Here is a 641-nt window from a genome sequence, read left to right as displayed (position 1 = left end):
AACTCGGTAATTAAGCCAGCGTTCTGGCGGGGTTGAACCTTTTGTTTTTGTGGTCTAGAAAGGTGTAGGCTGTCAGTCCTGAGAGGATATGGACCAGGGCGTTGAGCGGGTTTCGGTGGCGGGTGTGGTCGATGTCGCAGACACTCATCAGGATGTCATTGACGGCCTCTATGCCTCCTCTCTTCAACAGGTTGAGCTTGTCTTTGAGCGTGAGGAGCGTGTTTTTCATGTTCTTCCTTATCCTGGCCACCAAGTGCAGGCCCTTCTCCAGCAGTTCCTCCACCAGAGAGGAGAGATAGCCCCTGTCCCCGTAGCACTTGCCCTGCAGCCCCTCGAGCAGGTGGCCCAGCACCTGGTGGTTGTTGTCGGCCACGTTGGCCGGTGTTACCAGCAGGCGCGCCAGCTCCCCGTGCTGGTTGATGACCAGGTGCAGCTTGAGGCCGTAAAACCAGCCGGTGGAGCCTTTCCCCCGCGCCGCTACCCCCTCAAAGACCTTGTGCTGATGAATGCGGAGGTTGTCGCAGACGGGCAGCTTCCTGGAGTCGATGTAGTAGTGGTCGGTCCTCTCCGAGAGGCTACACCGGCACTGGGCCAGCAGGAAGGCGTGGAAGCAGGCCTGCCTGGAGAGGGAGAGGAACTGC

The 641-nt window shown here is 59.3% G+C and carries 1 protein-coding gene; it reads right to left on the bottom strand.

Translation table 11 applies throughout. The features are described from left to right. Positions 1–10: 10 nt before the first annotated feature. Positions 11–641, bottom strand: a 631-nt coding sequence (locus tag ACFQ2O_RS22130; RefSeq protein WP_377533172.1) for an IS982 family transposase, incomplete at its 5' end; no start/stop codon positions are given.

Origin of the sequence: Pontibacter rugosus, from assembly GCF_042678745.1 — a bacterium.
In the GTDB taxonomy this organism is placed as follows: Bacteria; Bacteroidota; Bacteroidia; order Cytophagales; family Hymenobacteraceae; genus Pontibacter; species Pontibacter rugosus.
The sequence above is the reverse complement of the archived record's forward strand: the minus strand, read 5'-3'. Positions and strand labels throughout refer to the sequence as shown.